Here is a 12079-nt window from a genome sequence, read left to right as displayed (position 1 = left end):
CGTCCTGCCATGTCCCTCAGTGTCCCTTCTCGGCCCTCACCAGGCCAAACAAGGACTCTAATACCGAGCGGCCTCATCTATGGGGGACGGCCCAGAAGCTTCCGGTCGGATTGACCCCAGGGAGGTTCGACACCAATCGCTCCACGATTGCCGGCAATCATCCCACCGATTTCCGACGGTCGTCGACTTCAATCCTGATCGAGCAGGAGTGACCCCCGTGAGCACTGTACCCACCAGCACATTTGTCCCGAATGGGCAAGAAGCTCCCGCTTCCGTATGGGCAAGAAGCTCCCGCTTCCGTCAGGCGCTGCGACATTTCCGACCGGCGTCAGCGCCATCACGATCACCGACGGCGATGACGACACCGTCCACGGCATGACAGCGAGTTCTTTCTGCCCGGTCTCCCTCGATCCCCGTCTGTGTGCCGTCAGCGTGAACAAGCCCGGCCGGATGCATCAGCTTCTGGAAGCGACCGCCGGATACTTCGGTCTCAGCATTCTGCGCAATGCACAGGGCGACGTGGCCGACTCTACGCAGGGCAACCCTGGGCGTTCCGCCCAGGTCGAGATGGACCTGCATGGTGCGTGCTCGTAGATCGCGGACAGCCTCGCATAGTTCGTGTGCGAGAAGTGGGGTACTTGGGATCGCGGCGACCACTCGATCTTCGTCGGGCAGGTTATCGACCTCGGGCCTCGACAGCACGGCGAGGTATCGCCGCTGATCTTCCATCATTGTCAGTATCGGGACCGCGCGAAACTCTTGCCCCGTGGCAACAGCGTCGTCTGATCGAGCAGTCCGAGGGTGAACCCTGCACCGACCCATTCGATGACGGCGACGAATTCGGTGCACCGGACTATGCCCTGGCAGCTGTGAGCGCTCTCGTGATGCTCAATGCCGTGGTGTGCACAGCCGGACCGACCCGACGAATATCGACCTTGCCTATCCATCCCGACGCCGAGACCGCGGCGATGGGGCGGGCGTCGAGCCGGATGGCGCTGGCAACGCAAGCCACTCCTGGCGCCGACTCTTCGAACTCGTATGCCAGCCCGGACGCGACAATACGGCGCAGTTGGCGGACCAACGGACCAGGCGCGGTGATCGTCCGCGGCCCGAGCCGGGTCAGCCCCGCGGCAATGACCGCGTCGGACGCGGCGGGAGGTGAGCCTGCGAGCAATGCCTTTCCCACACCGGTCGCGTGCGCGGGTAGTCGGCCACCCACCCCCGACGGAAGCGGCGGTGCGTCGCGGCCTCGCAAAATCTCGACATACACCACGTCGGTCCCGTCGAGAATCGCCAAATGCACTGTCTGCCTGGTGGCTTCGCGCAGATCAGCCAGGAAGGGGAGGGCGACCTCACGGACCGAACGCCGTCTGGACGCGCGTTCCCCCAATTCGAACAATCGCAGACCGAGACCCACCTTCGTGCCTTGGCGCTCGAACAGGCCGACCGCCTCCATCTCCTTGACCAGCCTCGACACCGACGCTTTCGGAATGCCCGTCCGCCGGGCCAGTTCGTTGACTCCGAGGTCGGTGTCGGTCGGGCCGAACGCTGACATCAGGTCCGACATACGTCGCACCACCGATGTCGGATCCGAAGGCGAAGTGTTCCGTTCTTCGGGACTCATTCGTTGAGTATGACCGGATCGACCGGCACAGTCCAAGTAGCAATTGTCGCTAGACCTGCATTGAACTCCCGCACCCGAAAGCAATAGGTTCCGATGACCGAACTCGAGCCCGCGCTGATCGCGACGCCCCTTCTCGAGGCGTGCGATTCCGGTGACCCAGTCGATCCGCTAGCCGATAGCTATCCGGAAATGCTCCTCGCGGATGCGTACGCGGTGCAGTTGCAGCAGGTTCGGCACCGGGTCCGTGCCGGTCGAACGGATCCGAGATCACAAAGTCGGCCTGACCTCAGCGGCGATGCAGCGCCAGCTCGGCGTCGATCAGCCCGACTACCGACATCTCGCCGACGACATGTTCCCTCTCGAATCACAGCCGATCCCGGTCGACCGATTCATCAGCCCGAAGGTGAACCAGAGATCACCTTTGGGCGAATCACTCATTGGCCCGGGAATCACTGTCGCGGAGCCTATTTCGACGGTCGACAACGGCCTCGGCAGCGTGACAGCCACATTCGCAGCACCTACTCGATCCAAGGAGAACTGATGGTGACCGCAGCGATCGTCGGTCCGGGCAATATCGGTACCGATCTTCTCGTCAAACTCCAGCGCACCGATGAATTCGAGGTCCGCTACATGGTCGGCGTCGACCCGGATTCGGATGGACTCAGACGTGCGCGCGACCTCGGTGTCGAGGCGAGTGCCGGTGGCGTCGACTGGCTGCTGGCCCGATCTCAGCTGCCGGATTTCGTCTTCGAGGCCACATCCGCCGCCGCGCACAAGGCACACGCGGCGCGCTATTCGGAAGCGGGGATCACGGCGATCGACTTGACCCCTGCCGCGATCGGTCCGTTCCTCTGTCCAGCAGTCAACCTGGGTAGCAACCTGGATGCCACGAACGTCAACATGATCACCTGTGGCGGCCAGGCCACGATTCCGATCGTGCACGCGGTAGCTCGAGTGACCGACGTAGCCTACGCCGAGATCATCGCCTCCATTTCGTCGCGCTCTGCCGGACCGGGTACCCGGGCGAACATCGATGAGTTCACGGAGACGACGTCACACGCCATCGAATCCGTCGGTGGCGCACAGCGGGGTAAGGCGATCATCATTCTCAACCCGGTCGAGCCGCCGATGATCATGCGCGACACGGTGTTCTGCGCCATCGCCCCCGACTCGGACAAGGACGCGATCGCCGACTCGATCCACCGAATCGTCAGCGACGTGCAGCAATACGTGCCCGGATACACGCTGCGCGCCGACCCTCAGTTCGATGATCCCATCCCCGCCTGGCGGGGCAACGCCCGCGTAGCGGTGTTACTCGAAGTGAAGGGCAACGGCGATTACCTCCCACCGTGGGCTGGCAATCTCGACATCATGACCGCCGCCGCGACCCGGTCGGCGCAGCTGCTCGCCTCCGCCCGCACCGACAAGAAAGTGACGCTTCGATGAGTATCGATCGGATCAATGTCCGTCTCACCGACACCACCTTGCGCGATGGCAGTCATGCGGTCTCGCACCAGTTCACCACAATCCAGGTACGTGATGTGGTCCGCGGTCTCGACGCGGCGGGTATCCCGGTCATCGAGGTCACCCACGGTGACGGCCTGTCGGGCTCCTCGTTCAACTACGGGTTCAGTGGCACCGACGAGATCGCCTTGATCGCTGCCGCGGCCGAGGAAGCCAGAACCGCAAAAATCGCGGTGCTCTTGCTTCCCGGATTGGGCACTGTCGCAGACCTGCGGCGTGCTCATGACGCCGGTGCTTCGGTAGCGCGGATCGCCACACATTGCACCGAGGCCGACGTGTCGATCCAGCACTTCGGGGCGGCCCGCGATCTCGACATGGACACCGTCGGGTTCCTGATGCTGTCGCACCGCACAACGCCCGAGAACCTCGCCCGGCAGGCCCGGATCATGGCCGACGCCGGATGCCAGTGCGTCTATGTCGTCGACTCGGCCGGTGCGCTGCTGCCCGATGATGTGGCCGACCGGGTCGCCGCGCTGGTCGCCGAGTTGGGGATCGATGCGCAAGTCGGCGTGCACGCACACCAAAACCTCTCACTCGGAGTAGCGAACTCGATCGCCGGCGTTCGCGCCGGAGCGCGACAGATCGACGGCACCCTGTGCGCACTCGGCGCCGGCGCCGGAAACTCGCCCACCGAGATTATCGCCGTTGCTTTCGAACGACTCGGAATCCACACCGGTGTGGACTCGGATGCCGTCCTCGCGGTGGCCGAAGAGGTCGCGAAACCGTTCATTCCCAGACTTCCGGTGGCGGACCGGAACTCGATCGTCCAAGGCAAGTACGGCGTGTACAACTCATTCCTGTTGCACGCCGAGCGTGCTGCACACCGGTACGGCGTTCCGGCTCACGAAATCCTGACGCGTGTCGGCCAGGCCGGCTATGTCGGCGGCCAAGAGGACATGATCATCGACGTCGCGATCGAACTCGCGGCACAACGCACGGCCGAGAAAGAAGTCGCCAACGCATGAGTACTGACACCACGACCGCGTGGACGGTCTGATCGGCCGCTGCGGTGCTGCTGGATGCCGAAGCATTCCGAAGCATTCCGAAGCATTCCGAACCGACCGACACCCCGATTACCGAAGACCGGCCCGAACTCGATCTCGACACCGCCTATCGAGTGCAGGCGGAACTCGTCGCAGAGAACATGGCACAGGGCGAGAAGGTGATCGGCATCAAGCTCGGCCTGTCCTCCCGGGCCAAACAACAGCGGATGGGCATCACCGGCGGTGTCGAGCTGGGTCCACGCGACCTCGACCTCGCTCTGGAGGCGTGTGTGTTCTCGGTGGACGGCACTGTCGTCGACGGCCGCCGACGCCGCTGTAAGGCACCCAGGTGAGGCGCTGGCGCTGGCCGCGAACACGCTCGCGGAACGCGGGATTGCGCTCGAGGCCGGTTGGATCGTCCTCACCGGTGGGATGACCGACGCCGTCTCCGTCGAGCCCGGTCGACAGATCGTCGCGGAATTCACCCACCTCGGCAGCGTGGTGGTGGCGGGCGAAGAGGAAATCGGCTGACCGACTACCGAATCGGCGCGGTCGCCGCGATGGCGCCACCCGTGAGTTCCACGGACCGGACGCGGTCACCGATGTTCGTCGCGTGATGGGCGAGAATGAGTTCGTCGACGCCGGTGGCGGCGACGAAGTCGTCCAGGTACGCCGAGACTTCGGTCGGTGTGCCGACGGCGGTGTACCGGGTCATGGACGCGAGGTGGTGGCCGTTCGGCGAGGCCAGGAACGCGTCGATTTCCGCGTCGGTGAAGTCGGCATCCGCCGCGGCTCGGGTCACCATCGCTCGTGCCCGGGCTCGGTAGGCGATCGTCTTCTGCGCGGCGGCCTCGGCGTGGTTCTCGGCGGCGAACACGTTGACACCGGCCATTGCGTACGGTTCGGCCAGCTGCTCCGACGGCCGGAAACTGTCGCGGTAGACCGCGATCGCCTGGTGCAGAGCGTCCGGTGCGAAATGGGACGCGAAGGCGTAGGGCAGACCCAGTTGCGCGGCGAGCTGCGCTCCGAACAGTGACGAACCCAGAATGTAGAGCGGAACCACCCCTTCAGCCCGCGGAATCGCCTGCACGCCCGACACCCGCGACCGCCCCATCAGGTATCCCTGCAACTCCAGGACGTCCTGTGGGAAGGACTCCGCCGACGCCGGGTTACGTCGTAGCGCCAGCATGGTCTTCTGATCACTGCCGGGCGCCCGGCCCAAGCCGAGATCGATCCGCCCGGGAAAGAGCGTCTCCAGGGTGCCGAATTGCTCCGCGATCACCAACGGCGAGTGGTTGGGCAGCATGATACCGCCCGCCCCGAGCCGAATGGTGTCGGTATGTGCCGCGACATGGCCGATGAGGACACTCGTCGCACTCGACGCGATCGAGCGCATGTTGTGGTGCTCGGCGTACCAGACACGCTGGTAGCCACTGCGCTCGGCTGCCTGGGCGAGTGCGACGCTGTTGTCGAAACTGTCGCGCGCAGTCTGGCCGGGTGCGATCGACGCGAGGTCGAGGATGGATAGAGCGGGAGGCATAGGACGCCACCTTTCGTGATATGTCAGAGAACGCGGTGGAGTTGCTCGGTGAAGGCGCGGATGGATGCTTCATCGCGGCGGTAGTACGTCCACTGCCCCCGCCGGGTGGCGCGGAGAAATCCCGCGCGCTGCAAGATCGCCAGATGTGCCGACATGGTCGAGGCGGAGGTTCCCGCCTTCTGCTGGATGAGCCCGACACACACACCGAGTTCGACCGTCTCGCCGGCCCTTTCTGGAAAACTCGTATCCGGGTCCTTCAGCCATTCCAGGATGCGCAGTCGGGTCTCGTTCGCCAGAGCTTTGCACTCGTCGAGCACGGGTACCGTCCTTCGATATTTCGCTAATTCACGAATTTACCCCGCGAGCTGGGTGTCGGCACCATGACACTGCTCACGCGCGACCGACGAGGAGACCCGCCCGGTCGAGTCGCCATGGTGCGTGCCACGTCGGCTGTAATCTGCACCGACTGAGACAGTCGAAGTCGTATCGGAGACGCACCGTGCGGTAGACCCGAAGGGACCGAAGAGTCATGGACACCAATTCGACACGGGCTGCGATAGTCACCGGCGGCTCGCGCGGTATCGGCCGCGCGAGCGCCGAACGACTCGCCGCCGACGGGTTCGCGATCGTCGTCAACTATGCCGGCAACACCGCCGAGGCGGATGCGACGGTCGCGGCCATCACCGGAGAAGGCGGCCGAGCGATTGCGGTCCGAGCCGACGTCGCCGACGAAAAGGCAGTTCAGAACCTGTTCGACGTCACCGAGGAGAGCTTCGGCGGTGTCGACGTCGTCGTGAACGCCGCAGGAAACATGGTCTTGGCGCCACTCGCTGAACTGGACCTCGACGCAATGGACCGGATGCTCCGCACCAATATTCGCGGTACCTTGATCGTCGATCAGCAGGCCGTCCGACGCGTGCGGTCAGGGGGCGCGATCATCAACGTGTCCACTTCCATTATCGGCTTGGCGCTGCCCACATATGCCGTGTACGCCGCGACCAAGGGCGCGGTCGAGGCGACCACCTTGATCCTGGCGCGTGAACTGCGTGGTCGAGATGTCACCGTCAATACCATCGCCCCGGGCCCGACCGCTACGTCTTTGTTCCTGGACGGCAAGGACGACGCCACCATCGCGAGGATGGCCGCACAGCCGCCATTGGAGCGCCTGGGCACGCCACAGGACATCGCTGAAGTCGTCGCGTTTCTCGCCGGTCCCGGCCACTGGGTCAACGGTCAAGTGTTGCGAGCCAACGGCGGAATCATCTGAGCACCTCCCCCTTCCCCGCCGACATCGTCGGTCGAAGCAGAAAGTGAGCCATGGCGGTTTCGAGATGAAACCATGGTGATGGGTACCGCGTCTGAAAACTTCTGACCGCTCGGGCACCCGCGCCAAGTCGCTGGAAGGTCTGCCGCGGGTCACCCGAAGATCATGGAGGTGATGACATGTGTCGCTTGTTCGGACTCTCGGCCGCGCCGTGTCGGGTCAAGGCCACATTCTGGTTGCTGGACTCACCGGACAGTCTCGCGCAACAAAGCCGACAGGAGCCCGATGGAACAGGCTTGGGTACCTTTGCGGCCGACGGGTCTGCGCGAGTGGAGAAACAGCCGATCGCCGCATACCACGATGCCGAATTCGGGCGCGAGGCCAGGGAACGCGAGTCACAGACGTTCGTCGCACATATTCGCTACGCCTCGACCGGCGGCCTGAACTTGCGCAACACTCACCCCTTCACCCAGCGGGGCAGATTGTTCGCCCACAACGGGGTCCTGCAGGGTTTGGCGGAGTTGGACGCCGAACTCGGTGACTATCTCGAACTTGTTGCGGGCGAGACGGATTCGGAGAGATTCTTCGCGTTGATCACGCAACGGACCGACCGTAACGACGGCGATGTCACCGCGGGAATCACCGACGCGGTGCGGTGGGTCGCGAACCGACTACCCGTGTACGCACTGAACCTGGTGCTCACGACCGCGACCGAACTATGGGCCCTGCGATACCCGGACACGCACGAGTTGTTCGTCCTCGAGCGCGCAGCGGGTGGTGCGCACGGCGGTCGGCATCTCGACCATGTCGGCCGGGCCGGCACGGTGCGCGCACACTGCCGCCAACTGGCGGAGCATCCGGCCGTCGTCGTGGCCAGCGAGCGGATGGATGCGGAACCCGGATGGCGTGCACTGGCGCCAGGTGAGCTTTTGCATGTCGACAGTCAGCTGCATATCCGGTCTCGGACCGTCATAGATTCCGCTCCCCGGCACATGTTGTCGCTCGCACAACTGAGCCCCGGTGCGGCCGCATCCCAATCCGCACGGTGAACGCAGCCACACGCTGGATTGCTCGTCAGCTATCAGCTATTTCATCCGCAGGGGTGACCCGCTGCGAATGTAGATAAGTAGCCATCGTCTATCGGAATGAGGTCATCCATGGGCACTCTTCGGCCCGCAGCTCTGGCTCATCCCAGCTATCGGCGCGCTGCTTCCCTTATCGTCGCCGGCGCCCTTCCGCTGTCCTTCGCCGTGCTCTGCGCATCCCCCGCCGCCGCTCAGCAACTACCGGGCCATTCCAGGCTGTCGCAGGCCCCGTTCGAACCGGCGGTCGTTGTCGGTGCCGATTCGGCGGCCCACGCCGACCACCCGCCCGCTGCGTCCTGGAATTCGCCGATCCTGGGCGCCGCTGAGGTCCTGTCCGACACCCCCGTCGCGGACTCCGCGGACGTGCCCGACCGCAACGATAGTGCCGAAATACCCCCGATTCCGGAACGCGGTGAAGCCGACACCGACACCCGGACGCAGGTTCTCGACAGCGTCGAGCAATCGCGTCCCGACCAGATCGCGAACAGCGCACTCGCCGGTGCCGCGATCGGCGCGGCAATCGGCGTGGCTGTCGTCAGCCCGCTCGCGATAACGAGCGGGGTCGTCGGCGCCGTCGCGGGCTTCATCTGCGGTATTCCATTCCTTCCGGCGGGCCTGGTGGTCGTACCCGTGCTAGGCGCAGCGATCGGCTTCGGGGTGATCGCCGCACCGGCCGCAGTGGTCGGGGCCGCCGTCGGTGCAGGTGTCGGCGCTATCGTGGGCGCGGTCACCCCGCCGATGGTTACCGACGAACCGCCCGTGGCTCCGGAGTGACACGCGGCTCGACTCGGATCAACGGGCGCCCGGCGCGGCACTGGGCGAGACGAGTGGGCGAAGACTCCGACGCCAGTCTTCCGCCCGTACGTGTCGACCGGTCCAGGTATCCGCTTGTCGACATGCCGTGGCCGTTCGTGCCGAGGTACTACGCCACCGTCCTGTCCTCGACCGGCCGTCGGTCGACGACGCGGACATTGTCACTCCGCGCGTCGAGAACGATCAGATTGCGCTTTGTCGACGCCGACGACAGCGTTCGCGCTGTCGAGCACCTCCGACAGTGAAGGCCATTGTTCGTCCGGTCGTGGCGGTCGGATCCAACGCGCATTCTCCCGCGGCGCGGGTCCCCAACAGGTCGGGAGGATGACATTCGATCGATGCGGACTCACCGACAGTCCATGCAGCGCGAGTCGCGCCAGCAAATCTGCATCAGGGAACCGATCGAACACCGCCAAAAAGGTGCAACGCTGCCCCTGCGCCAACACCGGTACCGGCGCAGCCCGCGAGATCAATTCGTCCAGCATTCGAATGCCGAGCGGCTCGGGAACATTCGCTGCGGCCATCTCATGTAGCGGCAGGATTACGAACCCAGGGGCTGTCGCGTGTACTCCGGACACACGTAGCTGTGCGCGATACATCCGAGCCCATTCCTCGGGTGTGCGAGGCTGGTCGGACAGGTCCAGACCAGACGCATCCAGGAGGTCGGGCGAGTTCGACGCAACCCGGGTATCGATGTCCATGTCGATCCCTTCATTTCGAAACTGCCAGTTTTGTTTTTCAGTTTAGCTCCACAACTGGCCGTAGTGCCGAACGCATGCGTGAAGTACAGCTCGCATCGAGTATTGCTCCTTGCAGCAGTTCGCATCGGCATGCCTGCTATACAATTACGAAACCTTGCGTGTAATTTTGTACAAAGTTCGGGACTCGAAACCCGGGAGGCGCAGTGGCAGCCGGAACGCCTGTGAAATCGAAGCCACCGACCCGAGTGCTGACTCGACCGCGAATTGCGCAATCAACCGGGATCGACTGGCGCGCCTACGATCCCGGTTTCACCCAACGGCGACCACGGCAATCCCTTTCCACGAAGCGGCGGCGGCGAACGGAGGCCGACAGGCCCGTGGCGACAGCGAGAGACGCCGCTCGCTACACATCGGGCCCTGGATGCCAGATCACTCAATCGGCAATTTCGTTACCACATTGTTGTCAGGAGGGGAGGTGAGCGCTGACTTCACTACAACTCGGCGTGGCCGCCCGCGTAGCGAGAAAGCGCGCGATGCCATTTTGCACGCCAGCATAGAACTGTTACTCGAGCGGGGCGTGGCCGCGACGACCGTCGACGCTGTCGCGGTAGCCGCAGGGGTCAGCAAGGCCACGATCTATCGATGGTGGCCGACGAAGGAAACACTTGCCATGGACGCGCTGTATCAGGAGTGGGCAGCGATGTCACCCGCAGTTGATACCGGATCGGTGCGCGCGGATCTGCGTACCCTGCTCTGCCCATGGGCCGAACTCGCGGCACGGCGCCCCTACGACCGGATCATCGCCGGTCTGCTCGTCGAGGTGGTGTCGGATCCGGATTTCGCCCTGGAATATCGAGCTCGCTTTCTCGAACACCGTCGCGAACAAGGGCGCCTGATTCTGCAGCGAGCCATACGTCACGGCGAGATTCCCGCCGACACCCCCCTCGAGATCGTGCTGGATATGCTCTACGGCCCGGTCTATCATCGCTTGCTGCACGGTCATGCTCCGATCGATGCCGCCTTTGTCCGCCAAGTGATCGACATCGTGCTCGATGGGATCGAGTTCAGTCCTCCCGATCGCGGGATTGCCACGTCCTGACAGCAAGAGGAGTGCCCCGCAACCGCGCTGTCACGCGCTGAACCGCTCGACGAATCCGGCCCGCCCGTTATCGACAGACGGTCTTTTTTCGGCGCAGCAAATCCGAATTTTCGGAGAAGCGAATTCAACGCTGTGATTTCGATATGATCTGACCGACGGCGCGCGGATGGCTGCGCCGGAATTCTTGGCGGGTGAATAGCCCCGTGGCGCAGAACCGCTTTCACGTTCGACGAATCGTGTCATCAAGGTCGAGTCGGCGGTGAATTGCCGGCAGCAGGCGGCGCTACCGGACACCGACATGGCGATGTGGCCGGGTCGCGGGCGATCGCAGGGCATGATCGATCCGAAACGATCCGGACCCCGTGATCAAGGAGGACCTGTGCGTAATCCGTCGATCCATGTCGCCTCGTTACTGGAGGGCGAGGAGGTCTATCGGGGCGAGCTCGGCTCCCTGACCAGGCTGACTGCCGACAACTTTCCGATTCTGACCGGACTTTCCATCAAGCGCCTGATATTGACACCCGGCGCGATCCGGGAACCGCATTGGCACGCCAACGCCACCGAACTGACCTACTGCACGGCGGGCAAGGCGCTGGTATCGGTACTGGACGATGGCAGCAACTTCTCATCGTTTCTCGTCACAGCCGGCGAGTTGTTCCATATCGATTCCGGCGCCCTGCATCACATCGAGAACATCGGCGACACCAACGCAGAATTCGTGCTGGCCTTCCGCCACGAGCGGCCGGAGGACTTCGGGCTGGGTGCGGCGCTGGGGGCGATGACCGACTCGGTGCTCGGCAATACCTATGACCTACCCGCCGCCGACTTCGCCAAGATCCGGCGCAGCACCATACCCAAGATCGTCGTGCGGCGCGATGGCGAGCCCGAAGTTCCGTCGACAGCGCATTTCGGCGATCCCCACCATTTCGCTATCGAGGCGATGTCGGCGCCGGTGGATTCGCCGGTCGGATCGGCGCGGACAGCCCGCGAGCAGTTCTGGCCCGCGCTGCACGACATCTCGATGTACTCACTGCGGATCAGGGAGGACGGTATGCGCGAACCCCATTGGCATCCCGTCACCGCCGAGATGGGCTATGTGCACAAAGGCTCGGCTCGGATGACGATCATGGATCCGGACGGGTCATTGGACACCTATACCGTGAACGAGGGCGAGGTGTACTTCATCCCGAGGGCCTACCCGCATCACATCGAGGTACTCGACTCCCCCCAGACTCATCTGCTCATCTTCTTCGATCAACCGACGCCGGCCGATATCGGCTACCGCGCCTCGATGAGCGCCTACTCTCGCAAGGTGCTTGCGGCGACCTTCGGTATCGCGCTCGACGAGTTGCCGGAGCTGCCGTTCACTCCGGTCGATCCACTGATTGTCACCCGAAACAACCCCCGCACCCCGTGACGAGCATGGTTGCCCGCCGTCACGCCGGG

Annotated in this window: 13 protein-coding genes and 1 pseudogene; 10 read left to right on the top strand and 4 right to left on the bottom strand. The window is 64.1% G+C overall.

Features of this window, described 5'->3' with window-relative positions; translation table 11 throughout:
• Positions 1-276: 276 nt before the first annotated feature.
• Positions 277-594 carry a flavin reductase family protein gene (locus tag AB0B25_RS29080; protein WP_357186108.1) on the top strand — a complete coding sequence of 106 codons (318 nt, stop codon included), beginning with the start codon at positions 277-279 and terminating at the stop codon, positions 592-594.
• A gap of 259 nt (positions 595-853) precedes the next feature.
• On the opposite strand, the gene AB0B25_RS29075 is transcribed toward AB0B25_RS29080, so the two are convergent.
• Positions 854-1567 carry an IclR family transcriptional regulator gene (locus tag AB0B25_RS29075; RefSeq protein ID WP_357186105.1) on the bottom strand — a complete coding sequence of 238 codons (714 nt, stop codon included), beginning with the start codon at positions 1565-1567 and terminating at the stop codon, positions 854-856.
• 352 nt (positions 1568-1919) lie between these two features.
• Here AB0B25_RS29075 and AB0B25_RS29070 point away from each other — a divergent pair, with 352 nt between their 5' ends.
• The 4 genes and pseudogenes from AB0B25_RS29070 to AB0B25_RS29055 all read left to right on the top strand — a co-directional run bounded on the left by AB0B25_RS29070 (position 1920) and on the right by AB0B25_RS29055 (position 4662).
• Complete coding sequence (locus tag AB0B25_RS29070; RefSeq protein ID WP_357186102.1) at positions 1920-2165, top strand: hypothetical protein; 246 nt, start codon at positions 1920-1922, stop codon at positions 2163-2165.
• Positions 2165-3070 (top strand): acetaldehyde dehydrogenase (acetylating), encoded by a 906-nt coding sequence (locus AB0B25_RS29065; RefSeq protein ID WP_357186099.1) that lies wholly within the window; start codon positions 2165-2167, stop codon positions 3068-3070. Before AB0B25_RS29070 ends, AB0B25_RS29065 begins: the two co-directional genes overlap by 1 nt.
• Positions 3067-4113 carry a 4-hydroxy-2-oxovalerate aldolase gene (dmpG, locus tag AB0B25_RS29060; RefSeq protein WP_357186096.1) on the top strand — a complete coding sequence of 349 codons (1047 nt, stop codon included), beginning with the start codon at positions 3067-3069 and terminating at the stop codon, positions 4111-4113. The genes AB0B25_RS29065 and dmpG overlap by 4 nt, the downstream gene beginning before the upstream one ends.
• Positions 4114-4187: 74 nt before the next feature.
• Positions 4188-4662, top strand: a pseudogene (locus tag AB0B25_RS29055) (hypothetical protein).
• Positions 4663-4666: 4 nt separating this feature from the next.
• On the opposite strand, the gene AB0B25_RS29050 reads toward AB0B25_RS29055, so the two are convergent.
• On the bottom strand, positions 4667-5671 hold the full coding sequence (locus AB0B25_RS29050; protein ID WP_357186093.1) for an LLM class flavin-dependent oxidoreductase: 1005 nt from the start codon (positions 5669-5671) through the stop codon (positions 4667-4669).
• Between the two features lie 23 nt (positions 5672-5694).
• Positions 5695-5988 (bottom strand): metalloregulator ArsR/SmtB family transcription factor, encoded by a 294-nt coding sequence (locus AB0B25_RS29045; RefSeq protein WP_357186090.1) that lies wholly within the window; start codon positions 5986-5988, stop codon positions 5695-5697.
• Positions 5989-6200: 212 nt separating this feature from the next.
• On the opposite strand from AB0B25_RS29045, the gene AB0B25_RS29040 reads away from it, so the two are divergent.
• The 3 genes from AB0B25_RS29040 to AB0B25_RS29030 all read left to right on the top strand — a co-directional run bounded on the left by AB0B25_RS29040 (position 6201) and on the right by AB0B25_RS29030 (position 8794).
• On the top strand, positions 6201-6938 hold the full coding sequence (locus tag AB0B25_RS29040) for an SDR family oxidoreductase (protein WP_357186087.1): 738 nt from the start codon (positions 6201-6203) through the stop codon (positions 6936-6938).
• A gap of 176 nt (positions 6939-7114) precedes the next feature.
• Positions 7115-7984, top strand: a complete 870-nt coding sequence (locus AB0B25_RS29035; protein WP_357186084.1) for a class II glutamine amidotransferase — start codon at positions 7115-7117, stop codon at positions 7982-7984.
• Positions 7985-8092: 108 nt separating this feature from the next.
• Positions 8093-8794: a hypothetical protein gene (locus AB0B25_RS29030; protein ID WP_357186081.1), complete on the top strand. Its 702-nt coding sequence runs from the start codon at positions 8093-8095 to the stop codon at positions 8792-8794.
• A gap of 200 nt (positions 8795-8994) precedes the next feature.
• Here the strand turns inward: AB0B25_RS29030 and AB0B25_RS29025 are convergent, their stop codons facing one another.
• On the bottom strand, positions 8995-9534 hold the full coding sequence (locus AB0B25_RS29025; RefSeq protein ID WP_357186078.1) for a hypothetical protein: 540 nt from the start codon (positions 9532-9534) through the stop codon (positions 8995-8997).
• A gap of 109 nt (positions 9535-9643) precedes the next feature.
• Here AB0B25_RS29025 and AB0B25_RS29020 point away from each other — a divergent pair, with 109 nt between their 5' ends.
• Positions 9644-10633, top strand: coding sequence for a TetR-like C-terminal domain-containing protein (locus AB0B25_RS29020; protein WP_357186075.1), 990 nt, complete (start codon positions 9644-9646; stop codon positions 10631-10633).
• 379 nt (positions 10634-11012) lie between these two features.
• Entirely contained in the window at positions 11013-12050 is a 1038-nt protein-coding gene (locus AB0B25_RS29015) for a cupin domain-containing protein (RefSeq protein ID WP_357186072.1), read from the top strand.
• The last annotated feature ends 29 nt before the right edge of the window (positions 12051-12079 follow it).

It is taken from the genome of Nocardia sp. NPDC049190 (genome assembly GCF_040648115.1).
In the GTDB taxonomy this organism is placed as follows: domain Bacteria; phylum Actinomycetota; class Actinomycetes; order Mycobacteriales; family Mycobacteriaceae; genus Nocardia.
Note: the sequence above shows the minus strand (reverse complement) of the source record. Positions and strands in the feature narration are given on the sequence as shown.